This is a genomic window from Corallococcus sp. CA053C, from assembly GCF_003611675.1.
GTDB lineage: Bacteria > Myxococcota > Myxococcia > Myxococcales > Myxococcaceae > Corallococcus.
Genome location: NZ_RAWA01000102.1, coordinates 1 through 24806, shown reverse-complemented (window position 1 = coordinate 24806; position 24806 = coordinate 1). Strand labels below are relative to the sequence as shown.

The window sequence follows — 24806 nt, the reverse complement described above, 5'->3', positions numbered from 1 at the left end:
CACGGAGATCTACCCCTTAGGGTCCGTCGGCAGCTTCAGATGTGTATAAGAGCCGGTCCTCGGCTCCTCCACCCTCGCGGCCCAGCAGAGGCCCTCCTTCTGGGGGCCCGCCTCCGTCCCCGCTTGAGGGAGCTGCGCGGCGGCAGGCCGGGGGGCTTGTGTGGGGCACGGACCTCTACACCGACGACTCGAATGTCTGCTCGGCCGCGCTGCATGCAGGGGTGATTCCCGCCACCGGCGGGACGGTGGTCGTCACCCTCCAACCGGGACTGAGCAGTTATAGGGGCACCACTCGCAACGGCGTCTCCACACTCCCCTACGGCTCCTGGGCGGGGAGCTTCTCCATCAGCCCGTAGTCACCACGTCAGCATCTGGCGGCAAGGGCGCGGGGCCGTAGTGGAAGCGCGCTGCCCGGCCCACGTCGCGGACATGACCCTCCGGGAGGCAGCAACTCCCGGGGGGCCGTGCAGAGGCCTCACGGCGCCTGGGACTCGAGCGAATGGAACAGGCGCCAGCAAGCCCCTCGTGAGTCCCTGGCCCGTCGTGACCACCGCCAGCACCCACGTCAAGAAAGTCAGCCGGCGGTCCCACGCGTTCGAAGACGAGCCCTCCAAGCCCGAAGGAACAGCGTCCCCGCACACCGGCTCGATGCCCGCCCTGCCGAACCTCCCTGGCAGGGTTCTCGGCGCGCGGCGCCACCGGGACGCCCCGGGGTCGCCTTGACAACCCGTCCCCTTTATCTAAATATATTTTAGATTCATCTTCCAGGAGAACCGCCCCATGCCGCGGATTGCGACACCTGCCCTCACCCTGCTTTCCCTCGCCTGCGGTGTGTTCCTGGGCGCGTGCGCGACGCCCGTCGGCTATGCGTCGGGGACCTCCGTCACGGAGCGGGACTCGCTGCACCGCGCGACGGCGGCGCCCGCCGTGGAGCCGGAGGCGCCGTTCATCGCGCACACGGTCGAGGCCGACATCGCCGTGCCTCCGGATCTGCTGTTGCCGTGGCTGGTGAACGTTCCACTGGAGCGCATCCTATTGGGGACCGAGAAGATCGCCGGCATCGAGCGGACCGAGGTCCTCTCACCCTCCTGGGGCAGCCCGGGAACGCGCCGGCGCGTGGTGCTGCGCGACGGGAACACCTCCCTCGAGGAGCTGCTCGTCGTCGAGGAAGGCCGACGGTTCCAGTACGTCGTCTGGAACTTCACCAACGAGGCGCGGCGCGCCGTCCAGTACGCGGTGGGCGAGTTCCGCTTCACGCCGACCGCGACGGGGACGCACCTGCGCTGGACCTACCGCTTCCGTGGCAATGGGTGGCCCACCCAGGGCTTCCTCAGGTCCTTCGTCGAGGAGGACTTCGCCGGCTACATGCAGGTCGGCATGGGGCACATCCAGACCGAGTCGGAGCTTGACCTGACGGCACGCCAGCACTGACGACGCGTGCTGCCGCGGCCTATGCTCGCCACGAAGAGATGGGAGTCCCGTGGCGAGCACACCCAAGACGCGTCAGCCGGCAGCCAAGAAGGCCTCGAAGCCTCGCGGCTATCACCACCTCGACCTGCGCCGGGCCCTGTTGGACGCGGCCATCGAGTTCCTGCGGGCAGGCGACGTCACGGGGCTGACCATCCAGGTCCTCGCGCGAGCTGCGGGCGTGTCTCCCGGAGCGCCCTACCACCACTTCCCCGACAAGCAATCCCTCCTGGCGGCGCTGGCCACCGAGGGCTACGACCTGCTCGCGGAGCGCGTCGCGCGGGCCGTGGCAAGTGAGCCCACCGTGCCGGGCAAGCTCACGGAGATCGCCACCGCGTATCTCTCCTTCGCGAAGGAGCACGCTTCGCACTACCGCATCATGTTCCTGCCCGAAATCGAGGACCGCGTGCGCTTCTCGTCCGTCCACGAGGCGTCCGATCGCTCCCTGCGGACCCTGTTCGAGGTGGTGGCGGCGGGCAACCCGGGGATGCCGGCCGACGCCGTCGTCGCCCGGGCCATCGCCGCCTTGTCCCTGTGCCATGGGTTCGCATCGCTCCGGGCCGCGAGGGTGCTGGGAAACATCCCCGGGATTCCGAAGGTCGAGCTGCTCGAAAAGGTCGCCATCGCCGAGGTCGTGACTGTCGCGCTGGGAGCCGCCGCCCGGCGCCCGGGCTACCACGGTGATCACGGCGGTTGAGGCGGGTAGCCGCAGTAGGTGAACCAAGCTCCCTCAAGCGTGGGCAGAGCCGAAGCCGGAAGAGGCAAGTGAGCTGAGCTTGCCCGGACTCCGTGGACAGGTGGGTTAAGCAGCCAGCAGCACCTGGGAGGCGGCCTTCTCGAACTCGACGGGGCTGACATAGCCGAGCGAGGAGTGCCGCCGCTTGCGGTTGTAGAACACCTCGATGAACTCGAACAAGGCGACCTTCGCGGACTCGCGCGTCGGGAAGTCCACCTCGTGCACCAGCTCCGTCTTCAGCGTGGAGAAGAAGCTCTCCACGACGGCATTGTCCCAACAGTTGCCCTTCCGGCGCATGCTGCACTGGATGCCGCGGGCGGCCAGCGCTCGCTGGTAGTCCTCACTGGCGTATTGGGCCGCCTCGATCCGAATGGTGCGGCAGTCCGGCGGGAGGACAACGGCCTTTGAGCGCCATGTCCAGAGCCGAGAGCACCAGGTGCCGGTCGATGCAGCAGTCCATGGCCCAACCGATGACGCGCCGACTGAAGAGGTCCAGCACGACGGCCAGGTAGAGCCAGCCCTCGCGCGTGGGCACGTAGGTGATAGCTCGGCGCGCACGCGCGGGCTGCCGTAGGTGCGGCGGCTGTCGTGGTGCACCTGCCGGATTCGCTCCACCAGCGCCGCGTTGGCCTTCTGGCGTGCGGACGCCTCCCGCCCTTCCCAGGCGTAGTAGCCCGCCCGGGACACCTCCAGCACACGACACAGCAGCGCTACCGGATGATTCGCCTTCTCCTCCTGGATGGCCGCGAACTTCACGTGCTCTCCCTGGCGAAGAAGGCCGCCGCGTTTTTTAATATTTCTCGCTCCATCCGCAGCTGACGCACCTCACGGCGCAACTGGGCGAGTTCTTCCTTCTCGCCCGTCGTCAGCGCCCCGGACAGCCCCCGGCCCGCATCCGTTCGGGCCTGCCTCACCCAGGTTTCCAGGGCGCTGCGGGTCAGGTCCAAGTCCTTGGCCACCTGTGCCCGGGACTTGCCCTCCTCCAGCACCAGTTTCACCGCCCGGGCTTTGAACTCCGGCGTGTACTTTCTGCGCTCTCGTCTCGGCATCGTCGTGGACATCCTTCGGTCACCTCATCTTCGGTGTCCACGAAGCCCGGGGAGGCTCAGAAAGCCAGACTTCCGCGAAAGATAAAAATGGTAACGCGGGAAAGTCAGGCAACTGAGCCATGGAAGGACACCGGGCTGTCGCCTCCCTGGCGGGCCGGCGGCGAAAGTCCCGAGGGGATTCGCTACGCTCACGGGGATCTGGAGACGGCCCGCTCCAGTCGGCCTGGAGCTGCGACCCCGTATGGCAACCCAAGACATTCCTGGTGATGGCGACGCGGTGTCGGCCTTTGTCAAACAGGGGGTGTGGCTGTTCCTTCAGTGGATGTCGCTGCCCGCGTTCATCGCCGGGTACCTGGTGTCGGTGGCGATGGGGCTGGGCGGCGAGCAGGCGACGCAGGTCGTGTTCACCGTGACGCCGCCCATCATCCTCGTGTTCGGCGCGGGCTATCCGCTGCTGTCGCTGTGGTGGGTGGGCCGGCATGCCCTGGCGCGAAGGCCCGGGGACGCGCCCGGTCAGCGCCTGGAGCGGCTGCTCCGCCTGCCCTGGCGCGCGGCCGCCGCCACCACGTCCGTGGCGTGGGGGGTGGGCGGATTCACCTTCAGCGTCATCGTCGCCTGGCTGCACCAGAAGGACGCCTTCCAGGTGGGGATGGGCTGCTCGGTGGGGGCGTGCTTCGGGGTGCTCCTGGCCTTCCCCTTCGCGCTCACGCTGGAGCGGCGACTGTTGTCCCAGGTGCTGGCGGAGCAGCAGCGCTTTCCCGAAGTCGCACCCCAGGGCTCCGGCCCCTTCTGGCCCCGTCAGCGCTGGTTCCTGCCACTGACCTCGGTGACGTCGCTGGTGCTGACGCTGCTGCTGAGCGGTGGGGTGCTGGTGGTGAAGCTGCGCGTCGCGCGGACGTTGCTGGAGGCGCACCTGCGGAGCCTGGGCGCGCAGGACACCGTGGGGCACCTGGATGCGCTGGGCCAGGAGCTCCTGCGCGAGCTGGCCTTCGCGCTGGCGTGGATCAGTGTGCTGATGCTCGTGATTCCCGCACTCACGCTGTGGATGATGGCCCGGCGGCAGGCGCGCGCGTCCGGGGCGGTGCGGGAGGCCATCGAGTCGCTGGCCGCGGGGCGCGTGACGGCGCCCGCCTGGGTGTCCACGGATGAGATTGGCGATCTGGCGTCGGGCATGCGCGCGGTGCTGCGCAAACTGGCCGCGCTGCCCCTCTCGCTGCGCACCGCCGCCAGCCGGCTGGGCGAAGCAGGCCATCAACTGGGGCTGGTGCAGGAGGCGCAGCAGGGAAGCCTGGCGCGGCAGGCCATCGCGCTCCAGGAGGCCCAGGCGACGTCCGGTGAAATCCAGCACTCCTCCCGGCTCGCCGCGGACCGCGCGGAGGCCGTGCTCCAGGTGGCGCAGCGCGCGGAGGCCCTGGGGCTCAAGGGCGAGCGCTCCGTGGAGGCGAGCCTCGCGGGACTGGGGGCCATCCAGGATGCGGTGGACGGCATCCAGGCGCGGCTCGTGGCCCTGGCGGAGAGCGCGTCGCGCATCGGTGACATCACCGCGTCGGTGAAGGACCTGGCGGATCAGTCCAACGTGCTGGCGCTCAACGCGGCCATCGAGGCGGCGCGCGCGGGCGAGGTGGGCCGCAGCTTCTCCGTGGTGGCGCGGGAGATGCGGGGGCTGGCGAACCAGTCGGTCCAGGCCACCGACCGCATCCGCACCGTCCTGGACGACCTGCGCCAGGGCATCCAGGGGGCGAGGCGCATGGGCGAGGAGGGCGGACAGCAGGTCTCCAGCGGTCTGGACGGGGTGCGCACGTCCGGGGCCTCCCTGCGCGAATTGCTGGACATGTCGCGCGAGAGCGCGGGGGCGGCCCGGCAGATCGCCGCCGCCGTCACGCAGCAGAACGCGGGCTTCACCCAGGTCTTCACCGCCGTCACCGACCTGTCGCGCATCATGGACGAGACGCTCCAGCGCGCGGAGACCACCCGGGGCGCCACCCACACGTTGCAGGGCGTGTCCCGCGAAGTGGATGAGCTGGCGCGGCAATTCCACGAAGCATAGGAAGGATGGAAGGCCTTGTTGAGGGGAGCGGGCGGGCATCTGTACCGCACCGGATTGTTGAGACACCAGATTGGTTGTAGTCAGGCCGCTTGCTCGAAGGTCTCGCCAGCGATGACACGCCGCCGAATCTCCAGCCTGTCCTCCCCCGTCAGCCTTGCTGCTTTCCCTCGGCCTCGCACCCAGTGCCTCCCGTCGAGCAGGGTGCCATGGTGAGCACCCGAGTGGTGCGTTCACCGCTTGAGACCGCCGACGTCGCCTGGCGGGTCTACTCCTCGACGCTCGCGCAGTACATGTCGTCCTGGGGAAGCGTTCCGTTCGCCAGGAAGGCGTTGAACACGTCATCCACGCAGGCGGAGCCCTGGCCGTAGGCATAGTGTCCTCCGGCCTCGACCCCGACCCACACCGCGCGGGCGCCCATGGCCTTGCGCATGCCCAGCCCGGACTCCCACGGCGTCGCGTTGTCGCGCCGGTTCTGCAGCAGGAGGATGTTCCGGGAGCCCTGGCCGGAGACCGGGACGGCCGGCTCCCGCGGTGCCTTCCAGAAAGCGCAGGGCCAGATGTTGGAGGGCATCCCCGCGCTGAGCGGATGGTCGGCCCGGTCGGCGGCGGTGGCCGTCCGGTAGTGTTCGACGTCCGTCGGCCAGCTCGCGTCACCACAGGTGAGCGCGAGGAAGACGGCGGTCTGGTTGTCCCCGGGAACCCCTGCCTCCACCGGCCCCTGCGCGAAGATCATCTGGAGCACGGCGGCATCCTCTTCCGTGGGCGTTCCGTCGGCGAGGTGGGCGGTGGTCCGCCAGACCTGGACGAGCAGGGGAAGCTGGTCGTCGCGCTCCAGGAGGGTGTACGTGAGGGTTCGCAGCAATCCCCCGGTGATGGCGGCGTCCGTGCCGGGAATCGGAGCGGGGGCCGCGTCGATCCGGTTCGCCAGTGCGAGATACGCCGCCGTCACCTCTTCGGGCGTGGTGCCGAAGTGGAAGCGGTCGTCATGGGTGGCCGCGTAGCGGGCGGCGTCGGGAAAGCGGCTGTCCATGCCCTCGCTCCACATGCCGGTGAATCCAGACCAGACGCTCGCGGGGTCCACGTTGCCTTCGAGCACCATCCGGTCGGTGTGCTCGGGGAACAGGGACGCGTAGACCGCCCCCAGATAGGTGCCATAGGACTGGCCCCAATAGGAGACCTTCTCCTCCCCGAGCGCCTGGCGGATCATGTCCATGTCGCGGGCGGTGTTCGCGGTGGTGATGAACGGCAGGACGTCGCGCGAAGAGGACGCCGCGCAGCGGGCCGCTGTCTCACGGGCGAGCGCGACGTTCGCGTCGATGGAGCCATCCGCCGCGGGATACGGGAAGAGGTTGACGAGGCTGACGTCGGTGAGCCCGCAGGTGACTGGCGAGCTGTGCCCCACTCCCCGTGGGTCGAAGCCGATGAGGTCGTAGGTGTCGAGCACCGCTGAAGGCAACACGGTAGCGCTCAGGCTCGGCAGTTCGAGTCCGCCGAGTCCCGGGCCGCCCGGATTCAGCAGGAGGACACCGCGACGGGAGGTCGGATGGACAGCAGTGATCCGCGAGACAGCGATCTCCAGGGTGGGGCCGTCCGGGTGGTGAGGGTCCAGCGGAACCTGGAGGGTTCCGCACGTCTGACGAGGGTCGCGGGTCGCGCCTTCCGGGAGGGCGGGGCAGGTGCCCCAGACGATCTCCCGGGGGCCGGCAGGTGTGCCTTTGGGAGGGGACTCGGCCGCGCAGCCCATGACGACCATGAGCACCAGGGTGACGGCCATGCTCCGTGGGGCCGCCGGCGTTGTTCGTGCGTTTCTCATATCAAATCCTTCCATGGCGCAAGGGGACGCCGGCACGGAACACCGTGGCCCCCGGGAAGTGTCACCCCTGCCTTCGGACGCTCAGCGCAGCGGCAGACGCATGACGTGGCGCCGGGAGCCCGCGCGTCCGACCACCTCGAAGCCCGCGGACGTGAAGACCGGGACGAAGCCCATGAAGCGGTAGCTGGGCGAGTCCGCGTCCACCGGATACGCCTCCACGATGGTGGCGCCGTGCTTGCGCGCAGGGTCGACGGCGGCGGCGATGAGGCGCGGTGTTGGGGCTCTACGCGGTGGGTCTGGTGCTGGCGGAGGCGGTGCTCCAGGCCGGAGCCATCCTGGCCACGGCGCTGGCCCTGGCCCTGGCGGTGACGAAGCGACTGCGGCTGGAGAAGGACGTGAGGGCGTTCGTGCTGGCGAGCGTCGCCCTGTGTGTCTGGCAGCTCCTCTCTCCTCCCTCAAGCGGGGGCAGAGCCGAAGCCGGAAGAGGCAAGTGAGCCGCCTGAGGCAGGGGCGAGGCAGGAGCCGACCCAGGAGCGCCGGAGCAAGATGCGCGCGGGGCCACCCCCCGAGCCGCGCTAATGCAACCTGGCCTGCAGCGACTTGACCCACGCCAGACGGCCGTTCCGCGTCCGGGCCTGCTCGAGTGCGGCGCGTGCGCCCGCGAGGTCCCCCGACGCGGCGAGCACGTGGCCGCGGAGGGCGAGGAGGCGCGGGTCCTCCGGCGTGAAGGTCAGGGACTTGTCGATGGCGGCGCGCGCCCGGGCGAGGTCGGCCGCCAGCGGCGAGGGCCGCGCGAGCACGACCTCCGTCTCCAGGCGCCAGCCGTCGGGGCTGCTCGCATCCTCGGCCTTCATGAGCTGCGCGTACCGGTCCGCGGCGGTGAGGGCCGGGAGGGGGTCGAGCCCGCGGCCCGCCAGCCACGCCGCGCGGTGCAGCTCGACCTCCGCCATCCGGCCCCGCATCGCCGGGTAGACCCCGGCCTTCACCACCTTCTCGAGCAGCGGCCTGGCCCGGGCGAACTCGGGCCCGGGGTCCCGTCCCGCCAGCACCGCGGCCTGGACCTCGAGCACCTCGAGCTCGGCGAGCTGGGCGGCGGCGACGATGTCGGTGTCGACGCGCGTCCGCAGCGTCGCGGCCCAGGGAGCCACCGCGGCCAGCGCGTCGTCGGGCCCCCGTCCCTCGAGGAGCACGGACTCGGCCCAGAGGACCGCGATCTGCACGCCGAAGCCGGCGAGCGCCGGCTGGCCCTCGCCCCTCGAGAAGGCCTCGCCGAGGGTGTGGGCCGCCTCCGCATAGCGCGCGTCGGCCGCCTCGCCGGCGGACCAGCGCCGGGTGGCGTCCTGGCGCATGGCCTGGGCGAGCATGATGCGCGATACGATGGGGCGGTCTCCAATCTGCGCCACCCGGCGCGCCGCGACGAGCGCCGCCTCGATGTCTCCGGTCGAGTCGCCGCCGCGGATGCCGGTGGTCTCGGCGCGGTCCGCGTACATCTGCGAGAGCAGCGAGGGCGGGACGCTCGACTCGGGAGAGAGCTCGCCCGCGCGCGTCGCCGCCGCGATGCCCTTCTCCCAGGCCCAGCCCACCTCGTAATGGGCATCGCGCAGCTCGCGCGCGTAATTGAGGCAGGCCCAGGCGAGCCGCTCCCATGCGGAGCGATTCGAAGGCGCGGCCCGCGTCGCGGCGTCGACGGAGGTGACCGCGGCGAGGAGGCTCGGGCCCGGGTCGGTGCCGAGCATGCGTGCGAGCCGCCCCTTCTCCGCGAAAATCTCGGAGCGCACGACCAGCAGGTCCGGGTCCTTCGGGTCCAGGGCGAGCCCCTCGGCGAGGACCGCGAGCGCCGGGTCGAAGCGGTCGGCGCGGACCGGCTCGCGCTGCTGGCGGACCATGCCCTCGTGCATGAGCGCCTGGGCGAGCAGGAGGCGGGGGCGGGGGGCGCTGCGTCCTATCTCCGCCGCGCGCCGGAGCGCCGGGAGGGCCTCGGCGAGGGGCGTGAGCGTCCCGTCAAGGTCTCGCGTCTCGTAGATCTCGAGGGAGCGGCGCAGCCAGGCCTCGCCCTCGAGTGTGCTCGCCTCGAGCGGGTCGGCCCCGGCCTCGCGCGCCCTCCGGGCGAGCGCGGCGGCGTCGGCATGGCGCTCCTCCACGAGCGCGATGCGGGCCTCGAGGAGGTCGCGGTCGGCGCCGGTCGCGGCGGGGACGAGCCGCAGGCGCGCCACGGCGGGCTCGCGGAAGCGCGCCCGGAGCGCGGCGATCCGGCCCTCCTTCCGCTTCGGGTCGTCGATGCGCGGGAGCTGGGCGCGCTCGCGCGCGTAGCGCTCGCCGTCCAGCAGGCCGAGCGCGAGCGCCTGGACCCCAACCCGCTGGCGGACTACGCCATGTGGGGCGTCGCGGCCGGCATGCTGTTCGGCCACTGGGTGCACCTGTTCTTCTACCACCCGGAGGAGCTGTCGAAGAGCCCGTTCCAGATCTTCCGATTCTGGGACGGCCTGTCGTCCTTCGGCGGACTGTTGGGCGGCATCGTCGCCGCAGTGGTGTTCTTCCGGATCCGCAAGCTGCGCTTCAACGACTACGCGGACAGCTTCGCGCTGGGGGTGGCGCCGGCCTGGGCGGTGGCGCGGCTGGGGTGCTTCGCGGTGCACGACCACCCGGGGCGGCTGACGGACTTCTTCCTCGCGGTGCAGTTCCCCAACGGCAACCGGCACGACCTGGGCTTCTACGACGCCATCGTGTTGTTCAGCATCACGGGCCTCCTGTACGCGCTGCGCGACGCGCCGAAGCTGAAGGGGCGGCTCCTGCCGCTGCTGGCCCTGCTGTACGCGGTGTCCCGCTTCTGCCTGGACTTCCTCCGGGCCACGGACCTGTCGTACGTGGACGCGCGCTACTTCGGCCTGACGCCGGCGCAGTACGGCAGCCTGATGCTGGTGGTGTACGGGGTGTGGGGGCTGCTGCGGAAGCAGGCCGCCAGCGCGTCCGCCCAGAAGCCGCCGACGTCGCAGGGACGGGTGGAGACCGCGCGCTAGGCTCAAGGCGTTTCGTTTCGCGTTGTTGGAAGGGGGGAGTCACATGAGGGCACTGGCGTATGACGCGGTGATGGCGCCGCTGGGATGGGTGGGCCTCAACGCCGCCCGGCGGCAGTTGGTGGAGGGGCTCTCCGGCCGCGTGCTGGAGGTGGGCGCGGGCACGGGGCTGGCGCTGCCGGGCTACCCGGACAGCGTCACCTCGGTGACGGCGGTGGACGTGGACCTGGGGGCGCTGACGCGCGCACGGGAGCGGCGCAGCGGCGTGGCGCTGCTCCAGGCGGACGCGCAGGCGCTGCCGTTCGCGGACGCGTCGTTCGACGCGGTCGTCTCCAGCCTGGTGTTCTGCTGCGTGGACGCGCCGGCCACGGCGCTCTCGGAGGTGATGCGGGTGCTCAAGCCGGGCGGAGAGCTGCGCCTGCTGGAGCACGTGCGAGCCCCCAGCCGGGTGCTCGCCACCGCGCAGGACCTGCTCACGCCCGCGTGGCGCAAGCTCTCCGGCGGCTGCCGGCTCAACCGCGACACGTTCCGCCTGGTGGAGACGGCGGGCTTCCGCGTCGTCCGGCGCGAGCAGCGCCTGGGCGGCATGGGCGAGTTCATCTTCGCCCGGCGGCCCTGAGTCCAACGGGACCTTGGCGGGTGGGACACTACCCACCGCATCAGGTTTTCGGAAGCGATGTCAGAGGTCACTTTAGGATGGTGGGCACGACGGCGGAACGACCCGCCGCGTCCTCTTTCCGAAAGGTCCTGCTGAATGACGCGCTCGCTTTCTTCCCTCCTCGCGCTGTTGCTGCTTGCTGGCTGTGGACCTGAGTTGGACACGGGCACTGCGCCCGACCTCATGAGTTCCCCTGCCGCGCTGGAGGCGAGCGACCGCCAGGGTGGCGCCAGTCCCCGTGAAGGCGCCGTGCGGCTGTCCACCGGCGTCACGCTCCGCTACGTGGAGCAGGGCCGCCAGGACGGGCCCGTCGTCGTCTTCCTGCACGGCTATACGGACTCGCACCACACCTGGGACCTGGACCTGCCGCGCTTCCCGCGCGACTTCCACCTCTACGCGTTGGATCAGCGCGGCCACGGTGACTCGTCCCGCCCCGCGTGTTGCTACACGCAGCAGGCGTTCGCCCAGGACGTGGTGGCCTTCCTGAACGCGATGCACGTCTCGAAGGCCGTCATCGTGGGCCACTCGATGGGCAGCTTCATCGCGCAGCAGGTGGCGCTGGACGCGCCGTCGCGCGTGAGGGGGCTGGTGCTCGTGGGCTCCGCGCCCACCGTCGCGGGCAACGAGGTCGCGCTGGGGCTCCAGGAGGCCGTGGACACGCTGACCGACCCGGTGGATCCGGAGTTCATCTACGCGTTCCAGTCCAGCACCTTCTACGCGCCCGTGCCCGCGTCCTACCTGAACACCCTGGTGGCGGAGAGCTCCAAGGTGCCCGCGCGCGTGTGGCAGGACGCGCTGGCGGGGCTCATCGCGGAGGACCACTCGGCGCGGCTGGGGCAGATCCGCGTGCCCACGCTCATCATCGGCGGGGACAACGACGGCTTCTTCTCCGTCGCCGAGCAGCGCGCCCTGGCCCGCGCCATCCCGAACTCCACCTCCCTGCTCTACCCGGACACGGGCCACGCCCCACACGCGGAGCGCCCGCAGCGCTTCGTGAAGGACGTGCACCACTTCCTGCAGCGCCTGTAGGCTTCCGCCTGCGGCTTCAGGAGCGGGCCGCCTGGGACACCGGTTCCGGGCGGCCGGGCTCCGCTCGCGCGAGCATCACCACCGCCACCAGGATGAGCAGGCCGCCCGCGCCCTGACGGAGCGACAGCCGCTCGCCCAGGAAGAGCGCGCCCAGCACCACCGCCATCACCGGCTCCAACGTGGACAGGAGCGACGTGTTCACCGGGCCGATGCGCTGGAGCCCCGCGAAGAACGTGAGCACCGCCACCACCGTGGACAGGAGCGACAGGCCCACCACCGCGCCCCAGCCCCCGGGCGTCTGGGGGAGGGACGGGCCCTTCACCAGCATCAGCGCCCCGAACGAGAACCCCGCCGACAGCAGGATGACGGTGCTCGCCGCGAGCGGCCCCGCCGGGCCCACCACGCGCGCGCTGGACAGGACGTAGAGCGCGTAGATGACCGCCGACAACAGCCCCAGGGCAATGCCCAGGGCCTTCGCGTCCGGCCCCGGATCCACCGTGAGCGCCGTGCCCGCGAGCGCCAGCCCCACGGCGAGCCAGCGGGTGCGGCTCAGGTGCTCGCGGCCCAGGAGCACCTGGAGCACCGCCACCAGCGCGGGGAAGAGGTACAAGAGCAGCGCCACCAGCCCCGCGGAGGCGTGCTGGAGCGCGACGAAGTAGGCGCTGCCTTCCGCGAAGTAGCCCAGCGCGCCCAGCGCCACGAGCCCCAGCAGCACCCGGCCCCGGGGCCAGCGCTGCCGGCGCACGAGCATCACGCAGGTGAGCACCAGCCCCGCCAGCGTGAAGCGCAGGAACAGCAGCGAGGGCATGTCCGCACCCGCCGCGTAGGCCAGGCGCGCGAACAGCCCCAGGGCGCCAAACGAGGCGCCGGACAGGGCGACGAGGAGGAAGCCGGCGGTGCGGGATGCGGACAGCGCGCGCCTACCAGTTCTTCACGGACTGGAGGTCGAACACCTCCGGGAAGCCGCCCTTGCGCAACAGCTCCGCGGCCACCGCGCTGCGACCTCCGGCGGCGCAGTACACCACCACGGGCGTGCCGACGGGGCCCACCTCGGAGAGGCGGTGCGCCAGCACCTGCACGGGGATGTTGCGGGCGGCTTCGGGGTGTCCCTGCTGGAACTCCTCCGGCGTGCGCACGTCCAGCAGCACCGCGCCCTTCGCGACGAGTTCGTGGGCCTTCTGAGAGCGTTCCTGAGGCGTCATGCGGCCATCGTAACCCCAAGCCCCCGCAGGGGCCGGGCCGAAAACTGGAGGCTGCTCCGCTGGACGCTACAGTCCTGTTACGACCGCCATGCCACTCGACAAGCACACCCTGCTCCACCAACTGGCCGAGCGCCTTCAGCAGAGCGACCGGCTGGCCCACCGCGCCGAGGCCGACGCCCGCGAGGCCGCCCGCAGCCTCGCCACCGAGTCCGAGAAGAAGGAGGACGGCCGCGCCGCCATCGAGTACGGCAGCCTCGCCACCGGGCAGGCTCAGCGCGCGCGCCGCCTGCAGGAGGAGCTCCAGGCGCTCACCGCCTTCGGCGCCAGGGAGCTGCCCCGCTTCCCGCGCCAGGGGCCCGTGGGCCTGGGCGCCCTCGTGGACGTCAGCACCGAGGACGAGGACGGCTTCGCCGAGCGCACCTTCTTCGTGCTCCCCGCGGGCGCCGGCACGGAGCTCACCGGCCCGGGCGGCGACGGCTTCCTGTCCGTCATCACCCCCAGTTCGCCCGTGGGCCGCGCGCTCCTGGGCCGCCGCGCCGGGGACACCGTGGAGGTGACGCTCGCGGGCGAGGTGCGGGAGTGGACGGTGCTGGAAGTCGCCTGAGCTTCTCCTGAGCTTCAGGCCGGCTCGGATTCGCTGCTGGGTCCCGGCGCCGCGTGCGCGGTGAGCCACTCCTCCGGGATGTCGCCCCGGGGCAGCTCCAGGATGAAGGTGGAGCCCTGACCGGGCTCGCTGGTGGCATTCACCGTGCCGCCGAACGCTTCGACAATCTGGCGGGTGATGTAGAGGCCCAGGCCCAGGCCGCCGTAGTGCCGGTCGCTCACCGCGCGCTCGAAGCGCTCGAAGATGCGCGCCAGGTCCTCCGGCGCGATGCCGATGCCGTGGTCCGTCACGGTGAGGCGCGCCGTCGTGCCGCGCGCCTCCACGGCCACCGCCACCGGCCGCCCCGCGCCGTACTTGAGCGCGTTGGACAGGAGATTCGTCACCACCTGCTCCAGCCGCAGCCGGTCCCACCGGCCCACCACCGGCACCGGCGCGTGCAACTCCAGCTCCGTGCCCTGCTGCTGCGCGGCCGGGGCGAAGCGATACAGGATTTCCGCCGCCACGCTCGCCAGGTCCAGCTCCTCCACCTCCAGCCGCAGCCGGCCCGCGCTGATGCGCGACACGTCCAGCAGGTTGTCCACCAGCCGCGACAGCCGGCGCACCTGGCGCTGCACCACCTCCAGCGTCTCCGACACGCGCTCGGTGGGCACGGGCTTGCCCTCGCGCGCCAGCACCGTCACCTGCTTCTGGAGCAGCTGCACCTTGAGGCTCAGCGGTGTGAGCGGCGTCTTCAGCTCGTGGCTCGCGATGCCCAGGAACTCGTCGCGCTGGCGCACCGCCTCGCGGGCCTCGCGCAAGAGCCGCGCGTTCTCCAGGTAGAGCGCGGTGCGGTGGGCCAGCTCCGCCAGGAAGCGCTCCTCCTCCGCGTCGAAGGCGTGCAGCACGTTGGAGCGCAGCAGCATCAGCGCGCCCAGCACGTTGCCACGCGCGCCCAGCGGCACGCTCAGGCAGCCGTGCGGGCCCACCTCCCGCATCAGCCGCGCGTGCTCCACGTCCCGCGCGATGGTCGCCACGTGCTCGTCGGACATCACGCACAGCCGCGTCACCGCCCCGGTGACGAACACGTGCGACAGCCCGCCCGGCAGCGTGGGGTCCGGCGGGTAGCGCTCCAACAGCTCGCGCAGCAGCACGTGCCGGCCCGCGTCCACGTGCAGTGACGCCGCCACGCTCACGCCCTTGCCGGGCGACATCAGGACGAGCAGCGCCCCGTCCCCCAGCGCGGGCACCAGCAGCTGGAGCAGCGGCTCCAGTTGCGTCTCCGCGTCCACCGACGTGCCCAGCAGCGCCCCGGCCTCCGCGAGGAGCCTCGACGTGTCGAGCACGGAGAGTGTGGGCCGCGGATCCACGGCGTGCGTGCGCAGGACCGCCGCCGCGACCTGCCCGTCCCCTCCCCTCACGGGCTCCGCCCTGACCTGGAGCCGGACGCGCGTTCCGTCCGGCCGCTGCACGGTCCAGACCGCTGCGTCCACCTGCTCGCCCGCCAGCGCCCGCGCGAGGGGCGCCTCGTGGGGGGGCAAGGGGGTGCCGTCGCTCCGGAGCCACTCACACCCGGGCAGGCGACCGTGCTCCAGGGTGGCGGGTGCTGGAATGCCGAAGTGGGCGGAAGCGTGCGCGTTGAAAGCAAGGACGCGCCCCGAGTGTTCGACGAGGGCCCAGCCTTCCGCGTCCATGACGCGGGCGGACTGGACCGGAGCTTCACCTTCCGTCAGGGAATCATTCACAGCGGACAGGGGGGAACTCAGGGAAGGATCCGAGCGGTCGGCGCCGTAAGACATGCTGGGGCTTTCCGCACGCATCATGGTGTCATCTCCGCCTCCCGGGAAGGAAGGCAGACCGCAGGCCCGCCCCATCACCATCAAGCACAGGGAATGCTTTCCGTCATCCCGCTCTTCCCGCCAGCCCCCTTGCCTGCATGGCGGCGATCCTCAATCGTTCGACTCTCCACGTCCGCCGCACGCGTCTTTCCATTCGCACGGCGAAGTTCTTTCATCGCGAGTTTCAAGCATGCAGATGCCGTTCCCCCGGCCTGACGGCACCCCGAATGAGCGCCGCTTCCGGCAGGTCATCGACACGCTCCAGGAGGTCGTCTTCCAGACGGCTCTGGACCGGACGTGGGTCTTCCTCAATCCGGCGTGGACCGAGGTCACCGGCTTTTCCGTGGAGGAGAGCCTGGGCCGGTCGGCGTTTGACTTCATCCACGCGGACGACCAGGCGCGCACGCTGGAGGTGTGCCAGTCGCTGATCACCGGCGAGCGCGAGTTCGTCCAGCACGAGGTGCGCTACCTCACGCGCGACGGAGGCTTCCGGTGGGTGGAGGTCTTCGCCCGGGTGACGCAGGACGAGGACGGCGCGCTCATTGGCATGGCGGGCTCGCTCAACGACATCACCGAGCGCAAGCGCGCGGACGACGCGCTCGCCCGGCGTGAGCGCTACCTCACGGCGCTGGTGGACATGCAGCAGCGCCTGCTGTCGGTGCCGGAGGGCGGGGACCTGTACGGGCCCGCGCTGGCGCCGCTGGGCCTGGCCTCGGCCGCGAGCCGCGTCTACGTCTTCGAGACGCACACCAACGCGCAGGGCGCGCTCGTGTGCAGCCAGCGCGCCGAGTGGTGCGCCCCGGGCGTCGTCCCGGAGATCGACAACCCGCTGCTCCAGGAATTGCCCATGCGGCCCGACATGGACCGGTGGGTCCCCCTGCTGGAGCGGGGCGAGGTCGTCGCCGGGCGCGTGGCGACCTTTCCCCCGGCCGAGCGGGCGCTGTTGGATCCGCAGGGCGTGCTGTCGCTGCTGGTGCTGCCCCTGCGCGTGCAGGGCCGGCTGGTGGGCTTCGTGGGCTTCGACAACTGCTACGAGGCGCGCGAGTGGGACCGGCTGGAGGTGGACCTGCTGTCCGCGGCCAGCGGCGCCATCTCCGTGTCGCTGGAGCGGCGCGAGTCGGAGCGCGCGCTGCGCGAGCACGAGCACCGCTTCCGCCAGCTCGCGGAGAACGCGTCCGACGTGCTGTACCTCTACCGCTGCGCGCCGCCGCGCGGCTTCGGGTACGTCAGCCGCGTGGTGCACACGAAGCTGGGCCTGGGCCCGGAGGCGCACTACGCGGATCCGGAGCTCTGGTACCGCCAGGTGCACCCGGAGGACCGGCCCGCGCTGGAGCTGCTGTTGGAGTCGCCCCGCGCGTCGGACGGCGTGCCGGTGGTGCTGCGCTTCCTGCACCCGGACGGACGCACCCTGTGGCTGGAGCACGTGGTGGCGCCGGTGACGGATCCGCACGGCAAGGTGGTGGCGGTGGAGGGCCTGGCGCGCGACATCACCGAGCGGCGCCAGGTGGAGGAGGCCCTCAAGCGCTCCGAGGCCAGCCTGCGCGCGCTGATGGAGGGCTTCCCGGACGCGGCGGCCATCGAACGCGACGGCCACATCGTCTACGCCAACGCGGTGCTCGTCACCACGCTGGGCTTCCAGAGCGCGCAGGAGCTGGTGGGGCGCCGGCTGTCGGAGTTCCTGGCGGACGTGCCGGGCACGGGCCCAACGCCCGTGGACTCGGCGCCGCTCACGAGCGAGCGGCGGCTGGTGCTGCGCGACGGACGCACGCGCGTGGTGGAGCTGGCGTCGCTGCCCCTGCGCTTCGACGGGCAGCCGGCGGTCGTGTCCATCGCACGGGACGTCACGGAGCAGCGGCAGTTGCAGGCGCGGCTGACGCTGGCGGACCGGCTGGCGTCGGTGGGCACGCTGGCGGCGGGCATCGCGCATGAGATCAACAACCCGCTGGCCTTCGTGGTCTCCAACCTGGGCTTCCTGTCGGACGAGTTCCGCCACCACCTGCTGCCCGGCGCCGGACGCGGGGTGCGCCCGCCGGACGTGGCGGAGTGGCAGGAGGTGCTGGGCGAGGCGTGCGAGGGCGCCGAGCGCGTGCGGCAGATTGTCCGTCAGCTGAAGACGTTCTCCCGGCCGGATGAAGAGCGCATGACGCCGGTGGACCTGCACGCGGTGCTGGACTCGGTGGTGATGATGGCCGCGAACGAGATCCGCCACCGCGCGCGGCTGCGCCGGGACTACGGCGCGGTGCCGCAGGTGATGGCCAACGAGGGCCGGCTCTGCCAGGTGTTCCTCAACCTGGTGGTGAACGCGGCGCAGGCCATCCCGGAGGGCTCCGCGCACGACCACGAGGTGGTGCTGACGACGCGCCTGGAGGGCGGGCGCGTGATGGTGGAGGTGCGCGACACGGGCAGCGGCATCTCGCCGGAGGTGCTGGGCCGCATCTTTGATCCATTCTTCACCACCAAGCCCGTGGGCGTAGGCACCGGGCTGGGGTTGTCCATCTGCCACGGCATCATCACCGGCATGGGCGGCGACATCTCCGTGGAGAGCACCGTGGGCCAGGGCAGCGCCTTCCGCGTGCTGCTGCCCGCGCCGGTGCCCGCTCCCACGTCCCGCCCGTCGGAGGCCCCGGCGCCCATCGCGCCCATCGCGCCGCGAGGCCGGGTGCTGGTGGTGGACGACGAGCCCGCGGTGGGCCGCGTGCTGCAACGGCTGTTGCGCGACCACGACGTGGAGGTGGCCACCAGCGGCCGGCAGGCCCTGGAGCGCATGGGCCAGACGCCGGCCTTCGACGCGGTGCTGTGCGACGTGATGATGCCGGACCTCGCCGGCCGCGACGTGTACGAGGCCGTGCGGCGCGAGCACCCAGGCATGGAGCGCCGCTTCATCTTCGTGTCCGGCGGCGCCTTCACCGTGGGCGCGCGCGAGTTCCTGTCGCAGATCCCCAACCCGGTGATGGAGAAGCCCTTCGACGAGGCGCGCGTGCGCGGCGCGGTGGAGGCGCTGGTGCGGCACGGTCCGCCTGACGTCGCCTGACGCGGACGGACGCGGACGGCGTGGATCCATCGGTCATCGGGAGGACCCTCCTCCCGCTGACCGATGCGTGGGGGGAGCGCGTCTGCGAGCGTGTGCTCGTCCGCTCGCTCCTGCCCGAGGTCATGCCGCCCATGAACCGCACCACCCTGCTGCTGTCCCTCGCTGGTCTGCTCGTCGTGGGCGCGCTCGCGCTCGATGGCGTCCAGTCGCTCTTCGCGACCCGCTCCGAACACCCGCCCTTCGTCCCGCCGCCGCCGACCGCGCCGTCGGTCCTGGACCAGAGCCACACGGTGGTGCAGCCGGGCGAGGCGCCCATCACCACGGTGCTGCCCGTGGGCGTGGGCACGCCGGGGTCCGGCCGGGTGGGTCCGGTGGAGCTGACGGGCAAGCTGTCCGGCGCGTACGTGAAGACGGGGCCGAGCGAGGCCTTCGCGTGGTTCGAGGTGTCGGCGCGCGCGCCGGAGAACCCCCAGCGCGTGCCGGTGAACCTGGCGCTGGTGGTGGACCGCTCCGGCTCCATGATGGGCAGCAAGCTGGTGGACGCGAAGCGCGCCGCGGAGGCGCTGGTGAGCCAGCTGCGCGTGGGAGACCGGCTGGCGCTCGTGCACTACGGCTCCGACGTGACGACGCTGCCCAGCGTGGAGATCACCGAGCAGACGCGCGCGCAGCTGCTCCAGTCCATCTCCGCCATCGAGGTGAACGGCTCCACCAACATCAGCGGCGGGCTCCAGGCGGCGGCGGACGCGCTGCGCCCGTACACGAAGCAGTACCGGGTGACGCGCGCCATCCTCCTGAGCGACGGCCAGCCCACCGAGGGCGTGGTGTCCGAGACGGGCCTCTTCTCGGAGGTGGGCAAGCTGCGCGAGCTGGGCATCACCGTGAGCGCGCTGGGCGTGGGCGAGGGCTTCAACGACGTGCTGATGCGCGGCATGGCCGAGCGCGGCGGCGGCTTCTCCGGGTTCGTCAGCGATTCGGCGCAGCTGGCCTCCATCTTCACGCGCGAATTGGAGCAGGCCGCGAGCACCGTGGCGCGCAACGTGGACCTGGTGCTGACGCTGCCGCCCGGCGTGAGCGGCGTGGAGGTGATGGGCCTGACGTCCACGCGCGAGGGCAGCACCGTGCGCGTGCCCCTGTATGACCTGACGGGCGGTCAGTCCGCGCGCGTGGTGGCGAAGGTGACGCTGGTGGCCCCGGACACCGCGGCCCAGATGAACGTCCTGGGCGCGACCCTGTCGTACGTGGACGTGACGGCCGACCTGCCGTCGCAGGTGCGGCTGGCGCTGGACGCGAAGGTGACGAACGACGCCCAGGTGGTGCACGCGAACCTGGACCGGGACGTGCGGGTGCACGCCATCCGCGCGCTGGGCACGCAGCAGCTGCACGCGGCCGCGGAGCAGATGAAGAGCGGCAACCGTCAGGGAGCCATCAATCTGCTCGACAACGCGCGTCGCCTCTTCGGCAGCTCGGCGTCGGCGCTCGCGGGGGAGCTTGCGGACGTGGACGCGACCCAGGCAGCCTATGGGAATGCGCACACCGACGAGGACGTGCGCCGTGAGATGCTCGACCTCAAGAAGAAGACGATGAAGAGCTTCGGGCAGAGCAACTCCTACTAGTCGTTCAAGCCGCTCGGGACGGTGCGCCATGTCGCTCTCCATCCAACTCATCCGCCGGGAGGACTTCGAGTCGCGCTGCCTGTACGCGCTCGTGGGGGCGGGCGCCATGGCGCTGGTGGCCGGCGTGGCGAGACAGGTGCTGCGCGTCCCGGTGGAGCCCGGCTACTTCGCGCTGGCGGCGGCGGCCGTCACCGCGGTGAAGCCCCAGCCCGCGTACAGCGCCCTGATGCGCGCGGCGGTGGTGCTGCTGCCCGCCCTGCCCTACGTCTTCGGCCTGCCGTACCCCCTGCAGCACGCGCTGGCGGGGGCCATCGCCGCGGGCCTCCTCGCGTGGCGCGGCCATGGGCGCGACGGCGTGGGCACGTCCACCCAGCTCGCGCTCAGCGCCGGGGCGGCCGCGGTCACCACGGTGCTGGGGCTGTACGTCCAGGAGGTGTTCGACGCGCGCTTCCTGCCGTCCCGGGGCTACTTCCCGCTGCTGGTGGACTACGCCGTGGTGGCGCTGTTCTGGAGCATCGGCACGCTGCCGGTGAACCTGGCCATCGACCTGGACGCGGTGGCCGCCCGGGGCATGCGCCTGGAGGCCACCCTCACCGGCGAGGTGCGCGGGCTGGTGACGCGGGCGCTGGGGCTGTACCGCCAGAGCCAGGCGGAGGCGCGCAAGCTGGCCACGGGCGAGGGCCGCGTGAAGCTGGAGCGCGTGCTCGTGAAGCTGGCCCAGGACGCGTTCAACCTGGCCGAATCCCACACGGTGCTGGAGGGCCAGCTGTCCGCCGCGTCCCAGGGCAGCGTGGATTCGCAGGTGCAGGAGCTGCGCAAGCGCGCCGCGGACGCCCAGGACGGCGTGGCCCGGCGTCAGTTGGAGCGCGCCGCCGCCTCGCTGGGCGAGGAGCTCAACCACCTGGATGCGCTGTCCCGCCGGCGTGAGCGCCTGCACGCGCAGCTCCACGCCCAGGTGGCCCTGCTGGAGCGGGCCCGGGTGTGCTTCATCGGGGCCCGGGCGGCGTCCCCGCTGGACGGGGGCGACCGGGCCCTGGCCCTCGCCGACAAGCTCTCCGCCCTGGACCTGGAGTCCGCGAGCTCGGAAGCGCTGCCCCCGCAGGTGCGCGCTCCCGCCGTCCGCTCCTAGTCCGGCTTCACCACGGCTTCAACACCGCGGGGCAGGCCCGCTGTCACTTCGCCGGCGCGTGGGTGGCGGCGCGGGTGCGCTTGCGTGCCGGCGCGGCCTTCTTGGTGGCCTTCTTCGCCGGGACGCGGGGCGCGTGCAGCTCGCTCGCGATGCGCTCTTCAATCTCCTCGCGGGTGCGGCGGCTCATCTCCAGCGCGGCGTTGATGCGCTCGCGCACGCGCTCCGCCTGGGCCTCGGCGGCGGCCCGGTACTCGGAGATGTCCCGGCGCACCGCCAGGCGGCCTTCGGTGGCCGCGGGGGCGTCCGCCTTCTTCCGGGGGGCCGTCTTCCGCCGGGCCGGACGGTCCGTTGAAGTCCCACTTCCCTGCTGTTGCTCTGCCTTGCGCGCCATGTGGCCCCCTCGTGCGATCAACCGCCTGTGGGCGGAAAGGTGGGGTGTGCGCTTCCGCCATGGAAGCCCGACCCCGGGTCGGACGGAGTCCTTGCAGGCGGACAATCCGGGGCTGCTCCAACAGCAGGGCTTCTCAATGTCTCCAGGAAGACGCTAAGAGGGGCCTTGCCGTTCCTGTGCCAGGGGCCTTCCAGCCTGCTAGCTCAGGCACCGCCGCATCTTCCGAAGGGCCGGGATGCGAGCGAGCCTTTTTGTCCCGCGTGCTCCGACGGCAGGGGTCTCGCGGTGGCACCTCTCGTGAGGGGATACCGTGGCGGTCTCTTTCCTGAACCGGAAGCACAACCTCGACCGGATGTCGCTGCGCGACCTGGTCTATTCGTTCTTCACCTACTACGCCGTCGTCGCCTACATCCTCATCGGCATCACCTGCATCGTGCTGTCGGTGAAGTGGTTCGAGAACCCGGCGCGCATGGCGGCGGCGGTGCTGGTGGCGACCGTCGCCTACCCTTTCGGCTGGTACTTCATCCACCGGTACATCCTGCACGGCCGCTTCCTCTACAAGTCCGCGGCGACGGCGGTGACGTGGAAGCGCATCCACTTCGACCACCACCAGGACCCGCACGACCTGCGCGTCCTCTTCGGCGCGCTGCACACCACGCTGCCCACCATCGCGCTGGTGCTCACGCCCATCGGCTACCTCATCGGCGGGCGCTCCGGTGCGACCGCGGCGCTGGGCTGGGGCATGGTGACGACGTGCTTCTACGAGTTCTGCCACTGCATCCAGCACCTGAACTACGCGCCGCAGTTCAAGTTCCTCAAGGACATCAAGCGGCTGCACATGTCCCACCACTTCCACAACGAGACGGGCAACTTCGGCATCACGAACTACTTCTGGGACCGCGTGTTCGGCACGCTGTACGAGAAGGCGGCGGACGTGCCCAAGAGCGCCACCGTCTTCAACCTGGGCTACACCGCCGAGGAGGCCCAGAAGTACCCCTGGGTGGACAAGCTCTCCGGCGGCACGCGCGGTGACGGACACCCGCGCCGCTTCTGGCAGGCCGAAGGCCTGAGCGCGCCGGAAGCCAGCTCCAGCGAACAGGCGTAGCGCCTCCGTCTGCCCTGCTTCACAAAGGACCTCCCCGCGCGAACGTCGCCGGGGAGGTCTTCTGTTTTCAGGCTCGACTCAAGCGGAGAGCGACTCCCTTTCCATGTCCTGCTCCTGCTCCTCGCGGAAGCGCTGGGCGGCCATGGGCGGCAGGGAGTGCACGCGCGCGACGAGGCACGCCGCGCTGCCCCCGGCCAGGTGGAATTGATCCAACCGCACGCTGACGGGACGGCGGCCCAGTCCGCGCAGCACGGCCTCCACGCGGGGCACGCGCGCGCCGACGATGACGGTGTTCCCCACCTCCACCAGGTTGAGGCCGAAGGCGAGCGCGTCATCGCGCGCGATGGGCACCACCTGCCCGATGCCCTCCGTGCGCGACAGCGTGCGCAGCGACTCGGGCGTGAAGGCTTCAGGGCACACCAGCGCGGTGCCGTCGGAGAGGACGGTGAGCGCGGTGTCCAGGTGGTAGAGGTACGGGTCGCGCAGCTCCAGCGGCGTGACGGGCGCGTCGAGGAAGGCCTCCAGCACCCCCGCGGCCCGCTGCGTGGAGCGCTGGCCCCAGCCCAGCAGCGCGCCGCGTCCCGCGGGCAGCATCGCCACGTCACCGCCTTCGATGTGCACGCGCGGCGGCTCGATGACGTCGAAGCCGCGCGCGGCCAACCACCGGGCGCGAGCGCGTTGCTCCCCCCGGCGTTGTCCGTGGCGCATGGTGGCGAGCAACGCGCGCAGCTCCCCGTCCTGCGCCACGAGCACCGCGTTGTCCTTGGCGAAGACGGAGTCATACGCGCCGTGGACGAAGGGCAGCTCGAAGCAGCTCGCGCCCGCCTCACGCAGGGCGCGCAGGAACGCCCGGTGTTGGCTGCACGCGCGGCGCCACGCGACGGCACCGACCTTCATGTGCGGATTGATGTTCCACGCGACCTGATACGCACAGTCGCGGGAGCGGACGTGGTCCTTCTCGCAGCGCACCTGACTCACGGCGAAGGTGGCAGGGGCGAAGTGGCCGGTGTTCAAGGTCATCCCCATACATGTGGTCGGGAAGGCGCTCCTGCCTTCCCTGACATGTGGAGAGGTTGCGCACCATGAGCGGGCTTGGCGAGGTGGCTGGGGAAGTAGGGACGGAGGACGCACGCCTGGCTGAACGGCTGCATCGGACCCTCTTGCGTTTCAACCACTCGCGACTGGCGCCGGGCTTTCCGACGGGGGGCTGGCGAGCGGACGTGCAGGCCGAGACACAGTTGCGCCTGCTCGAAGGTGAGTACGTGGAGGCCGAGCGACAGCGCATGGCGGCATGGGCCGCCGAGGCACCGGAGGACGCGGACGGCTTCATCGCGTGGTTCGAGGACCTGAAGGAGACGGGGCCGGGACAACAGGACCCGTTGTTTCCGTGGCTCGCGAAGCAGGCCTCGTTGGAACAGATGCGTTGGTTCCTCACGCAGGAGGTCGCGGGCGAAGCGGGCTTCGATGATCTGGTGGCGCTGACGCAATTGCAGTTGCCCACGCAGGCGAAGCTGGAGCTGGCGCGCAACTACTGGGACGAGATGGGCCGCGGGCGCGAGGACGCGATGCACGGGCCGATGCTCGCGGAGATGGCAACGAAGCTGGGGCTGAAGCCCACCGATGAAGACACCGTGTGGGAAGCGCACGCGCTGGCGAACCTGCTCTGCGCGTTCGCGTTCAACCGCCGCTACACGTATCAGGCGGTGGGCGCGCTGGGCATCGTCGAGGAGACGGCGCCGGGCCGCACCGCGTGCGTCAACGAGGGCCTGAAGCGTCTGGGGTTCGACATGCGGGTGCGGCGCTACTACGCGGTGCACTCCACGCTGGACGTGAAGCACTCGGAGACGTGGAACCGGGAGGTGTTGCGTCCGCTGGTGGCCGCGAACCCCGCGTGCGCGCGTCCCCTCGCGGAGGGCGCGCTGCTGCGGCTGTCCGCGGGCGCGAAGTGCTTCGAGCGCTACCGCCGCGAGCTGGGCCTGGAGCTGAAGTCCATCAGTTGAGAGGCCCGTGCCTGTCGGACCTGTCCCCCGGGACCTTGCGCGTGTGCGCTGACCGGGGGGCTGCGTCCGCCAGAGGACGGCACCCGGTGGGCAGAGAGGTGGCA

The 24806-nt window shown here is 71.3% G+C and carries 21 protein-coding genes and 1 pseudogene; 13 read left to right on the top strand and 9 right to left on the bottom strand.

The annotated features are described in order from the left end of the window. Positions 1-780 precede the first annotated feature (780 nt). Positions 781-1431: an SRPBCC family protein gene (locus tag D7V97_RS16015; protein ID WP_120611506.1), complete on the top strand. Its 651-nt coding sequence runs from the start codon at positions 781-783 to the stop codon at positions 1429-1431. A 49-nt stretch (positions 1432-1480) separates the two neighbouring features. After that, entirely contained in the window at positions 1481-2164 is a 684-nt protein-coding gene (locus D7V97_RS16010) for a TetR/AcrR family transcriptional regulator (protein WP_120611505.1), read from the top strand. A 105-nt stretch (positions 2165-2269) separates the two neighbouring features. Here the strand turns inward: D7V97_RS16010 and D7V97_RS16005 are convergent. Continuing rightward, a pseudogene (locus D7V97_RS16005) lies at positions 2270-3252 on the bottom strand (IS3 family transposase). A gap of 241 nt (positions 3253-3493) precedes the next feature. Between D7V97_RS16005 and D7V97_RS16000 the strand changes: the two are divergent. Then, a complete protein-coding gene (locus D7V97_RS16000; protein WP_120611504.1) occupies positions 3494-5299 on the top strand; it encodes a methyl-accepting chemotaxis protein in 1806 nt (601 codons plus the stop codon). A 265-nt stretch (positions 5300-5564) separates the two neighbouring features. Here the strand turns inward: D7V97_RS16000 and D7V97_RS15995 are convergent, their stop codons facing one another. Further along, positions 5565-7043: an alpha/beta hydrolase gene (locus D7V97_RS15995; protein WP_233582866.1), complete on the bottom strand. Its 1479-nt coding sequence runs from the start codon at positions 7041-7043 to the stop codon at positions 5565-5567. Positions 7044-7193: 150 nt separating this feature from the next. Next, positions 7194-7331, bottom strand: coding sequence for a hypothetical protein (locus D7V97_RS15990; protein ID WP_199728828.1), 138 nt, complete (start codon positions 7329-7331; stop codon positions 7194-7196). A gap of 53 nt (positions 7332-7384) precedes the next feature. Between D7V97_RS15990 and D7V97_RS15985 the strand changes: the two genes are divergently transcribed. After that, a complete protein-coding gene (locus D7V97_RS15985) occupies positions 7385-7606 on the top strand; it encodes a hypothetical protein (protein ID WP_199728827.1) in 222 nt (73 codons plus the stop codon). 81 nt (positions 7607-7687) lie between these two features. Here the strand turns inward: D7V97_RS15985 and D7V97_RS15980 are convergent, their stop codons facing one another. Beyond that, on the bottom strand, positions 7688-9253 hold the full coding sequence (locus D7V97_RS15980) for a M48 family metallopeptidase (protein WP_120611502.1): 1566 nt from the start codon (positions 9251-9253) through the stop codon (positions 7688-7690). On the opposite strand from D7V97_RS15980, the gene D7V97_RS15975 reads away from it, so the two are divergent. From D7V97_RS15975 to D7V97_RS15965, 3 genes are all read left to right on the top strand, one after another. Then, positions 9239-10129, top strand: coding sequence for a prolipoprotein diacylglyceryl transferase (locus tag D7V97_RS15975; protein WP_233582860.1), 891 nt, complete (start codon positions 9239-9241; stop codon positions 10127-10129). The genes D7V97_RS15980 and D7V97_RS15975 overlap by 15 nt on opposite strands. 43 nt (positions 10130-10172) lie before the next feature. Beyond that, positions 10173-10745, top strand: a complete 573-nt coding sequence (locus D7V97_RS15970; protein WP_120611501.1) for a class I SAM-dependent methyltransferase — start codon at positions 10173-10175, stop codon at positions 10743-10745. 222 nt (positions 10746-10967) lie between these two features. Continuing rightward, entirely contained in the window at positions 10968-11813 is an 846-nt protein-coding gene (locus D7V97_RS15965) for an alpha/beta fold hydrolase (protein ID WP_233582858.1), read from the top strand. A 16-nt stretch (positions 11814-11829) separates the two neighbouring features. On the opposite strand, the gene D7V97_RS15960 is transcribed toward D7V97_RS15965, so the two are convergent. Then, positions 11830-12726: a DMT family transporter gene (locus D7V97_RS15960; protein WP_120611499.1), complete on the bottom strand. Its 897-nt coding sequence runs from the start codon at positions 12724-12726 to the stop codon at positions 11830-11832. A 7-nt stretch (positions 12727-12733) separates the two neighbouring features. After that, complete coding sequence (locus tag D7V97_RS15955; RefSeq protein ID WP_120611498.1) at positions 12734-13015, bottom strand: rhodanese-like domain-containing protein; 282 nt, start codon at positions 13013-13015, stop codon at positions 12734-12736. 88 nt (positions 13016-13103) lie between these two features. On the opposite strand from D7V97_RS15955, the gene D7V97_RS15950 reads away from it, so the two are divergent. Then, positions 13104-13619 carry a GreA/GreB family elongation factor gene (locus D7V97_RS15950; protein ID WP_120611497.1) on the top strand — a complete coding sequence of 172 codons (516 nt, stop codon included), beginning with the start codon at positions 13104-13106 and terminating at the stop codon, positions 13617-13619. Positions 13620-13633: 14 nt separating this feature from the next. Here the strand turns inward: D7V97_RS15950 and D7V97_RS15945 are convergent, their stop codons facing one another. Continuing rightward, the gene (locus tag D7V97_RS15945; protein ID WP_233582856.1) at positions 13634-15136 is read right to left on the bottom strand and encodes a GAF domain-containing sensor histidine kinase; all 1503 of its coding nucleotides are present in this window, start codon (positions 15134-15136) and stop codon (positions 13634-13636) included. A 487-nt stretch (positions 15137-15623) separates the two neighbouring features. On the opposite strand from D7V97_RS15945, the gene D7V97_RS15940 reads away from it, so the two are divergent. The 3 genes from D7V97_RS15940 to D7V97_RS15930 are packed head-to-tail and all read left to right on the top strand — an operon-like array spanning position 15624 to position 21206. After that, a complete protein-coding gene (locus tag D7V97_RS15940; RefSeq protein ID WP_120611495.1) occupies positions 15624-18464 on the top strand; it encodes a PAS domain S-box protein in 2841 nt (946 codons plus the stop codon). Positions 18465-18484: 20 nt separating this feature from the next. Beyond that, a complete protein-coding gene (locus D7V97_RS15935; RefSeq protein WP_368668920.1) occupies positions 18485-20077 on the top strand; it encodes a VWA domain-containing protein in 1593 nt (530 codons plus the stop codon). Positions 20078-20105: 28 nt separating this feature from the next. Continuing rightward, positions 20106-21206, top strand: coding sequence for a hypothetical protein (locus D7V97_RS15930; RefSeq protein WP_120611494.1), 1101 nt, complete (start codon positions 20106-20108; stop codon positions 21204-21206). A 43-nt stretch (positions 21207-21249) separates the two neighbouring features. Here D7V97_RS15930 and D7V97_RS15925 read toward each other — a convergent pair whose 3' ends face one another. Next, positions 21250-21597, bottom strand: a complete 348-nt coding sequence (locus D7V97_RS15925) for a hypothetical protein (protein WP_233582854.1) — start codon at positions 21595-21597, stop codon at positions 21250-21252. A gap of 352 nt (positions 21598-21949) precedes the next feature. Between D7V97_RS15925 and D7V97_RS15920 the strand changes: the two genes are divergently transcribed. Then, positions 21950-22702 (top strand): sterol desaturase family protein, encoded by a 753-nt coding sequence (locus D7V97_RS15920; protein ID WP_120611508.1) that lies wholly within the window; start codon positions 21950-21952, stop codon positions 22700-22702. A gap of 78 nt (positions 22703-22780) precedes the next feature. On the opposite strand, the gene D7V97_RS15915 is transcribed toward D7V97_RS15920, so the two are convergent. Further along, positions 22781-23722: a dimethylarginine dimethylaminohydrolase family protein gene (locus tag D7V97_RS15915; protein WP_120611493.1), complete on the bottom strand. Its 942-nt coding sequence runs from the start codon at positions 23720-23722 to the stop codon at positions 22781-22783. A gap of 62 nt (positions 23723-23784) precedes the next feature. Here D7V97_RS15915 and D7V97_RS15910 point away from each other — a divergent pair, with 62 nt between their 5' ends. Beyond that, positions 23785-24702: an iron-containing redox enzyme family protein gene (locus tag D7V97_RS15910; protein WP_120611492.1), complete on the top strand. Its 918-nt coding sequence runs from the start codon at positions 23785-23787 to the stop codon at positions 24700-24702. The last annotated feature ends 104 nt before the right edge of the window (positions 24703-24806 follow it).